This window comes from Serratia sp. MF1(2023), from assembly GCF_030954545.1.
Taxonomy (GTDB): domain Bacteria; phylum Pseudomonadota; class Gammaproteobacteria; order Enterobacterales; family Enterobacteriaceae; genus Serratia; species Serratia sarumanii.
In genome coordinates this window covers 1-8,188 of the sequence record NZ_JAVHUX010000023.1, presented here as the reverse complement: position 1 = coordinate 8,188, position 8,188 = coordinate 1, and the positions used below count along the sequence as shown (strand labels likewise).

General features: G+C 59.1%; 6 protein-coding genes. 2 read left to right on the top strand and 4 right to left on the bottom strand.

Annotated features, from left to right (window positions below):
- Positions 1–180 precede the first annotated feature (180 nt).
- The 4 genes from hemG to pepQ are packed head-to-tail and all read right to left on the bottom strand — an operon-like array spanning position 181 to position 4,168.
- On the bottom strand, positions 181–714 hold the full coding sequence (hemG, locus tag REA38_RS13835; protein ID WP_033655124.1) for a menaquinone-dependent protoporphyrinogen IX dehydrogenase: 534 nt from the start codon (positions 712–714) through the stop codon (positions 181–183).
- Positions 715–735: 21 nt separating this feature from the next.
- On the bottom strand, positions 736–2,187 hold the full coding sequence (gene trkH, locus REA38_RS13830; protein WP_004934492.1) for a Trk system potassium transporter TrkH: 1,452 nt from the start codon (positions 2,185–2,187) through the stop codon (positions 736–738).
- A gap of 35 nt (positions 2,188–2,222) precedes the next feature.
- Positions 2,223–2,837, bottom strand: coding sequence for an IMPACT family protein (locus tag REA38_RS13825; protein ID WP_164105568.1), 615 nt, complete (start codon positions 2,835–2,837; stop codon positions 2,223–2,225).
- On the bottom strand, positions 2,837–4,168 hold the full coding sequence (gene pepQ / locus REA38_RS13820) for a Xaa-Pro dipeptidase (protein ID WP_033649681.1): 1,332 nt from the start codon (positions 4,166–4,168) through the stop codon (positions 2,837–2,839). The genes REA38_RS13825 and pepQ overlap by 1 nt, the downstream gene beginning before the upstream one ends.
- Positions 4,169–4,598: 430 nt before the next feature.
- On the opposite strand from pepQ, the gene fadB reads away from it, so the two are divergent.
- Positions 4,599–6,788 carry a fatty acid oxidation complex subunit alpha FadB gene (gene fadB / locus REA38_RS13815; RefSeq protein WP_308414586.1) on the top strand — a complete coding sequence of 730 codons (2,190 nt, stop codon included), beginning with the start codon at positions 4,599–4,601 and terminating at the stop codon, positions 6,786–6,788.
- Between the two features lie 10 nt (positions 6,789–6,798).
- The gene (fadA, locus tag REA38_RS13810; RefSeq protein ID WP_025304928.1) at positions 6,799–7,962 is read left to right on the top strand and encodes an acetyl-CoA C-acyltransferase FadA; all 1,164 of its coding nucleotides are present in this window, start codon (positions 6,799–6,801) and stop codon (positions 7,960–7,962) included.
- The last annotated feature ends 226 nt before the right edge of the window (positions 7,963–8,188 follow it).

Genomic DNA, 8,188 nt, shown 5'->3' with positions numbered 1-8,188 from the left:
GCCCGGAGAGTCAAGCGTTTATTTCGCTGTCTTCTCGCTGACCCGGCGGCTTGTCAGTCGTTGTTCCCGGTCAGTGGAGGCGCATTATAGGGAGTTCTCGGCAGGCCGCAACCCCTAAATGCAAAAAACTTTTCAAGCGCGGATTTTTTCGGCAAAACGCTGGCAAAACCCGCGTTTTTGTCACTTTTCGTACGGGATCTGGCTAAATTCCTGGGCGAAACGATCGACCTGCTGCCAATCGGTGTACTCCACTTCCTTACTGGTATCCGTTTCACCACCCGTCATACGCATAATAAATTGAATCATGATGCGGTCGAACCAGCGATAGCGCGGATAACGCAATGCGCCGGCAAACACCGCGCACTGTTTTGGCTGCCACGGCGAGGTCAGCAGAAACTTGCGGGTATAAGCGTTGGTTTGCGGCGAGCGCTTTTCCGGTTTGCGCGCCGTCAGGTTCACGGCAAAGAACGCGCTCGGCATTCGATTCAGCTGCTCGGCATGACGTTTGACGAATTTATCCAGCGCCGGGTTAAAGTGCCCGTAACGGATAGAAGCACCGATCATCACCAACTGATACTGATTAAGGTCGACCTGTTCCGCCTGCAGCAGATCGATCACCTCACAGCGCAGCGTATCCTGCAATTTGCTTGCTATATAAGAAGCGATAGCACGTGTTTGCCCGTCACGGCTCGAATAAAGTATCAATGCCTTCATGGCGTACTCCTTATATCAGGCTCACTCACGCCAGAAGGTTGGCGTGAACAGCACCAGCAATGTAAACACTTCCAGGCGCCCGAACAGCATCGTCACCACCAGGATCCACTTGGCCGCCGCCGGCATCGTGGTGAAGTTATCCGCCACTACGCCCAGGCCGGGGCCGAGGTTATTCAGCGTTGCCGTCACTGCGGCAAACGCGGAGAAATCATCAACGCCGGTAGCAATGATCGCCAGCATGCTGACGATAAACACCAGCGCATAGGCGGAGAAAAATCCCCACACCGCCTCCAGAATGCGTTCCGGCAGCGCGCGGTTGCCCAATTTGATGGTATAGACCGCGTTAGGGTGCACCAGCCTTTTCAACTCGCGCGAGCCCTGCAGGTACAACAGCAGAATACGGATCACCTTCAGGCCGCCGCCGGTCGAGCCGGCGCAGCCGCCGATGAATGCCGAACACAACAACAGCATCGGCAGGAACAGCGGCCACTTGGCGATGCTGTCGGTCGTAAAACCGGCCGTGGTCGCCATCGATACCACCTGGAAGAACGCCTGATTGAGCGTTTCCATACCGCTCTTATAGACGCCATGTCCCCAGAGCACCAACGTGCACACCACCACCAGCGTCAGCTGGACGAAGATGAACATGCGGAATTCAGGATCGCGCCCATATACCTTCAGACTGCGGCCGCTGAGCAAAGCGAAGTGCAGGCCGTAGTTACAGCCGGAAATCAGCAGGAACACGGCGATGATGGTGTTGATGGTCGGACTGGCGTAATAACCGATACTGGCGTCGTGGGTAGAAAAGCCGCCGATGGCGATGGTCGAGAAACTGTGGCCGATGGCATCGAACACCGACATTCCTGCTCCCCAGAGCGCCAGCGCACAGGCTACGGTCAGCAACACATAGATTAGCCACAGGGTTTTGGCTGTTTCGGCGATGCGCGGGCGCATCTTGTTATCTTTCAGCGGCCCGGGCATTTCCGCCCGATACAGCTGCATGCCGCCGACGCCGAGTATCGGCAGTATCGCCACCGCCAACACGATGATCCCCATGCCGCCCATCCATTGCAGCATTTGGCGATAGAACAGAATGGCCTTCGGCAGCGAATCCAGTCCCACCAGCGTCGTCGCACCGGTGGTCGTCAGCCCCGAGAAGGATTCAAAGAAGGCGTCGGTCAGCGACAAGTTGGGCCGTTCAGAAAACAGGAACGGCAATGCCCCCACGCTGCCCAGCACGGTCCAGAACAGCACGACGATCAGGAAGCCTTCGCGGGGTTTCAGCTCGTGTTTCTGTTTGCGGTTCGGCCACCACAGCATCAGACCGATGGTCAGCGCCACGAAGAAGGTTTGGCTGAACGCGCGCCCCGCCCCATCGCGGTAAATCAATGCCACCAAGCCAGGAATAAACATCGTCCCGGAGAACAGGATGACCAGCAGACCAACGATACGGGTTATGGCGCGAAAATGCATTTCAGCACGATCCTTAGCAATTCAATTGGGAGGAATTATTGCGAAATGGGGGTTAATTGCAAATTACCGCGACTGAGATCACGCAATTTATTCCCAAACAGCTCGACCTCCGTGGCCGGCAACGCCAGATGCAGCACGACGGCGGCGCCGTATTCACCCTGCAGGATCCGACCTGCGGTTTGCTGCAGCAAGTTCTCCACCAACGCCAACTGCGCATAGTCGCACTGCAAGATATATTCGACTTCCGGCACCTTTTGAGCCAACGCCAGCTGCTTCAACGCCTGTTGAACACCGTTGCCATAGGCTTTCACCAATCCGCCGGTGCCCAACTTGACGCCGCCGTAGTAACGAACGACCACGGCGGTCACTTCCCCGATACCGCTGCCCATGAGCTGCGCGAGGATCGGTTTGCCGGCGGTACCCGACGGCTCTCCGTCGTCGGAGAATCCCAACTGCTGCGAGTCATCGGGGCTGCCGGCGACGAAGGCCCAACAATGGTGCCTCGCCGCCGGGTGCTCGTCCCGCACCTGCTGAATAAACGTCTTTGCCGCTTCTACCCCGCTGGTCGGCGCCAGCAGGGTGATAAAACGGCTCTTCTTTATTTCTTCGGTAAAGCAGGTTGCTTCCGCCGGTATCGGATACGGCCGCATCAGGCCAGGTTCAGATCGCGCGTCATGTTCTCGATGCGCTTTTCGTGGATCACGATGTTGTCTTCGATACGGATGCCGCCATACGGCTTCAGCGCATCGATGCGATCCCAGGCGAAGTGCTGCTTGAACTCACCGCTGCGCCACGGCGCCAACAGAGATTCGATGAAGTACAGACCAGGCTCGATGGTCAATACCATGCCCGGCTGCAACACGCGGGTGCAACGCAGGAACGGATACTTGGCCGGCGCCGCCAGATGGGTGCCTTGCTCGTCCTGCATAAAGCCGGCGGCGTCGTGCACCTGCAAGCCCAGCGGGTGGCCCAGCCCGTGCGGCAGGAACGGCGTAGTGATGCCCGTTTCAACCATCGCCTCTTCGCTGAGGCCGTTCACCAGCTTGTGATTCTTGAGCAGCTTGGCGATGCGCTGGTGCATCTGCACATGGTAGTCGGTATAGCGCACGCCGGTTTTGATGGTGTCGATCAGCGCCAGCTGTTCACCGTTGAGATCTTTCACCAGATGGGCGAATTCGCTGCCGCTTTGCGCTGCGTAGGTGCGGGTCAGATCGGCGGCGTAGCCGTTGTATTCCGCGCCGGCGTCGATCAGGAAACTCAGGGATTCGGCCGGCGGCTGATGATCTAGCTTGGTGTAGTGCAATACCGAAGCGTGTTCGTTCAGCGCCACGATGTTGTCGTAAGGCACGTCGGTATCGCGGTGGCCTGTCGCCGTGAGGTAGGCCAGATTGATGTCGAACTCGCTCATGCCGGAGAGGAAGGCTTCATGCGCCGCACGATGGCCGGTTACCGCCGTCTTCTGCGCTTCGCGCATGCAGGCCAGCTCGTAGCCGGTTTTGATCGAACGGTGGAAATCCAGGTAGTTCAACACCGCTTTCGGGTTGATATTTTCCGAAGGGATGCCGAGATCGCGGGCGCGCTGTTGCGCATAACCGATATAGCCCACGCGCTCGCGCTGCGGCGGAAGCTGCTGGGCGATAGCGTCGGCGTTGGCCAGCGGCATCAATTCAAGGGATTTGGTCCAGAAACTGTCCGGCAGCGGCTCTACACTGTGCCAGTAGTCGACTGGGGAGTAGAACCACAGCTTCGGCTTGTTGACGCCATCAATCCACAACCAGCAGTTCGGCACCGACGTCACCGGCACCCAGGCTTTGAAATGCGCGTTCACTTTGAACGGATAGCTATGGTCGTCCAAAAATACCTTTTGCAGTTCACCGGAGTGAATCAGCAGCGCATCCAACTTGTTGCGCTCCAGCACTTCGCGCGCGCGTTTTTGCAGCTCTGCCAGGTGGTCGTTATACAAAGAAGCCAGCGTTTCCATCACATTACCCTTATGCCTTAGCACGAAAGAAGTCATCTTAACACAGCGCTCCGGCGCACCAACCTCATCGCGTTGGGCATGCGGAGCAGCTCGCAATTCCCGGCAAATGCCGTTACATCCGCAGTTTAACCTTAGCCAGCCGAGTGCCATCGTCAGCCCCGCATCGTCGTCGCCATGACACCAGCCGCCTTATTCATGCCTAACCTCGCCTGAATGATAAATCGCCGCTGGCAAGTGTATGAAGACCGACAACCGCCAGCAAATGCCGATAGCACATAAAATATAACTTCGTTTTAAATCAAAACGCTAACTTGGTGAGATGTGATCCGACCTGCAAATATGCAATCTCTCATTTGCATATTTTTAACATAAAAACCACACTCCTCATCATCTGGTCATACCAGATCATACGCTGATTCAGGAGATAGACATGCTCTACCAAGGCGAAACATTACAACTGCACTGGCTCGATAACGGCATCGCCGAGCTGGTGTTCAACGCACCGGGCTCGGTCAACAAGCTGGACACCCGCACCGTCGCCAGCCTGGGCGAAGCGCTCACCGTGCTGGAAAACCAGCCTGAGCTGAAAGGGCTGCTGCTGCGTTCCTCCAAAGCCGCGTTTATCGTCGGCGCCGATATCACCGAATTCCTTTCTCTGTTCGCCGCACCGGCTGAAAAGCTGCAAGAGTGGCTGGTGTTCGCCAACAACATCTTTAACCGGCTGGAAGATTTGCCGGTGCCGACCATTTCGGCCATTAACGGCTATGCGCTCGGCGGCGGTTGCGAATGCATTCTGGCGACCGATTTCCGCGTCGCCTCACCGGATGCGCGCATCGGCCTGCCGGAAACCAAATTGGGCATCATGCCGGGCTTCGGCGGTTCCGTCCGCCTGCCGCGCCTGCTGGGTAACGACAGCGCGCTGGAAATCATCGCCGCCGGTAAAGACGTCAGCGCCAAAGACGCGTTGAAAGTCGGCCTGGTGGATGCGGTGGTGGCACCGGAAAAACTGGCCGAAGCGGCGCTGAAAATGCTGCAACAGGCGATCGACGGCAAGCTGGACTGGCGCGCCGCGCGTCAACCTAAGCTGGAGCCGCTGAAGCTCAGCCCGATTGAAGCGGCGATGAGCTTCACCACCGCCAAAGGCATGGTGCTGCAGACTGCCGGGAAACATTACCCGGCGCCGATGACCGCAGTGAAAACCATTGAAGCCGCCGCCAAACTGGGCCGCGATGAAGCGCTGAAACTGGAAACCGCCAGCTTCGTGCCGTTGGCGCGTTCCAACGAAGCGCGCGCGCTGGTCGGCATCTTCCTTAACGATCAGTTCGTGAAGGGCCAGGCGAAAAAGCTGGCCAAGAATGTGGATGCGCCGAAACAGGCGGCGGTACTGGGCGCCGGCATCATGGGCGGCGGCATCGCTTACCAATCGGCGCTGAAAGGCGTGCCGGTGATCATGAAAGACATCAGCGACAAGTCGCTGACGCTGGGCATGAACGAAGCGGCCAAGCTGCTCAATAAGCAACTGGAGCGCGGCAAGCTGGATGGCTTGAAAATGGCGCAGGTGCTCTCGACCATTCAGCCGACGCTGGACTACGCCGGCATCGAGCGCGCGCAGGTGATCGTTGAAGCGGTCGTCGAGAATCCGAAGGTCAAAGCCGCCGTGCTGTCGGAAGTGGAAACCCTGATCGGTGAGGACACCGTTCTGGCGTCGAACACCTCGACCATTCCGATTAATCATCTGGCAAAATCGCTGAAGCGCCCGCAAAACTTCTGCGGCATGCACTTCTTTAACCCGGTACACCGCATGCCGCTAGTTGAAATCATCCGCGGCGAACAGACCAGCGATGACACCATCGCCAAAGTGGTGGCCTACGCCAGCCGCATGGGCAAAACGCCAATCGTGGTGAACGACTGCCCGGGCTTCTTCGTCAACCGCGTGCTGTTCCCGTATTTCGCCGGCTTCAGCCTGCTGCTGCGCGACGGCGCCGACTTCCGTCATATTGATAAAGTGATGGAAAAACAGTTCGGCTGGCCGATGGGCCCGGCCTACCTGCTCGACGTCGTGGGCATCGACACCGCGCACCACGCGCAGGCGGTAATGGCCGCCGGCTTCCCGGATCGCATGAGCAAAGACTATCGCGACGCCATTGACGTGATGTTCGACAACCAGCGCTTCGGTCAGAAAAATCAGCAGGGCTTCTACCGCTACAGCCAGGACAGTAAAGGCAGGCCACGCAAGGACAACGACGAGCAGACTGATGCGCTGCTGGCCGCAGTGAGCCAACCGCGCCAGACCATCAGCGACGAAGAAATCATCGCGCGCATGATGATCCCGATGATCAACGAAGTGGTTCGCTGCCTGGAAGAGAAGATCGTCGCCAGCCCGGCGGAAGCCGATATGGCGTTGGTCTACGGCATTGGCTTCCCTCCGTTCCACGGCGGCGCGTTCCGCTACCTGGATACGCTCGGCACCGCCAACTACGTTGAGCTGGCCCAGCGTTACGCACACCTCGGCGCCCTGTATCAGGTGCCGGCCGGTCTGCGCGCCAAGGCCGAACGCAATGAAAGCTACTACCCGGTGGCGACACCGCTGTCCGACGTCGCTACCCGCCAACCGGCATGAGGTCATAAAGATGGAAAACGTAGTTATTGTTGATGCCGTACGCACGCCGATGGGCCGCTCCAAGGGCGGCGCCTTCCGCCAGGTGCGCGCCGAAGATCTCTCCGCTCACCTGATGCGTGAAGTGCTGAGCCGCAACCCGGCGCTGGACGCCGCCGAGATCGATGATATTTACTGGGGCTGCGTACAGCAGACGCTGGAACAAGGCTTCAACATCGCCCGCAACGCCGCGCTGCTGGCCGAGATCCCGCACCGCGTGCCGGCGGTGACCGTCAATCGCCTGTGCGGCTCTTCGATGCAGGCGCTGCACGACGCGGCGCGCGCCATCATGGTTGGCGACGCACACGTCAGCCTGATCGGCGGCGTGGAACACATGGGCCATGTGCCGATGAACCACGGCGTGGACTTCCATCCGGGGCTGAGCCGCAGCGTGGCCAAAGCCGCCGGGATGATGGGGCTGACCGCCGAAATGCTGGCCAAGATGCACAACATCAGCCGCCAGATGCAGGATGAGTTCGCCGCCCGCTCCCACCAGCGCGCGCATGCGGCGACGCTGGCGGGTTACTTCAAAAACGAGATCATACCGACCAACGGTCACGACGCCGATGGCGTGCTGACCCGTTACGATTTCGATGAAGTCATTCGCCCGGAAACCACCGTCGAAAGCCTGTCGGCCCTGCGCCCGGCGTTCGATCCGGTCAACGGCACCGTCACCGCCGGCAGTTCTTCCGCCCTGTCGGACGGCGCTTCCGCCATGCTGCTGATGAGCGAATCGCGTGCCAAAGCGCTCGGTTTGAAGGCCCGCGCCCGCATCCGCTCGATGGCGGTCGTCGGCTGCGATCCTTCCATCATGGGTTACGGCCCGGTGCCGGCCAGCAAGCTGGCGCTGAAACGCGCCGGCCTGAGCGTGCAGGACATCGATCTGTTCGAGCTGAACGAAGCGTTCGCCGCCCAGTCGCTGCCATGCATCAAGGATCTGGGGCTGATGGACAGCATCGACGACAAGATCAACCTGAACGGCGGCGCCATCGCGCTCGGCCACCCGCTGGGGTGTTCAGGCTCCCGCATCTCGACCACCCTGTTGAACAACATGGAACGTCGCGACGCGCAGTTCGGCCTGGCGACCATGTGCATCGGCCTAGGCCAGGGCATCGCCACCGTCTTTGAACGCGTTTAGCTGTGTCTATCTTGGGATGACCGCGTCACCACTTCAAATCGCGGCATCCCGCCAAGTTTAGTTGCCGTTCTTCCCGCCTGTCAGGGGCGGGTTAATGAGATGGTCACCCCCACCCTGTGAGCGGTACGCTGGCAGGGTGTTTTTCTTTCTGAAGGGGATCATCATGCAAAACGTTACGCTCATCGGTATTGACCTCGGCAAGCAGTCGTTTCATGTTCACGCTCAG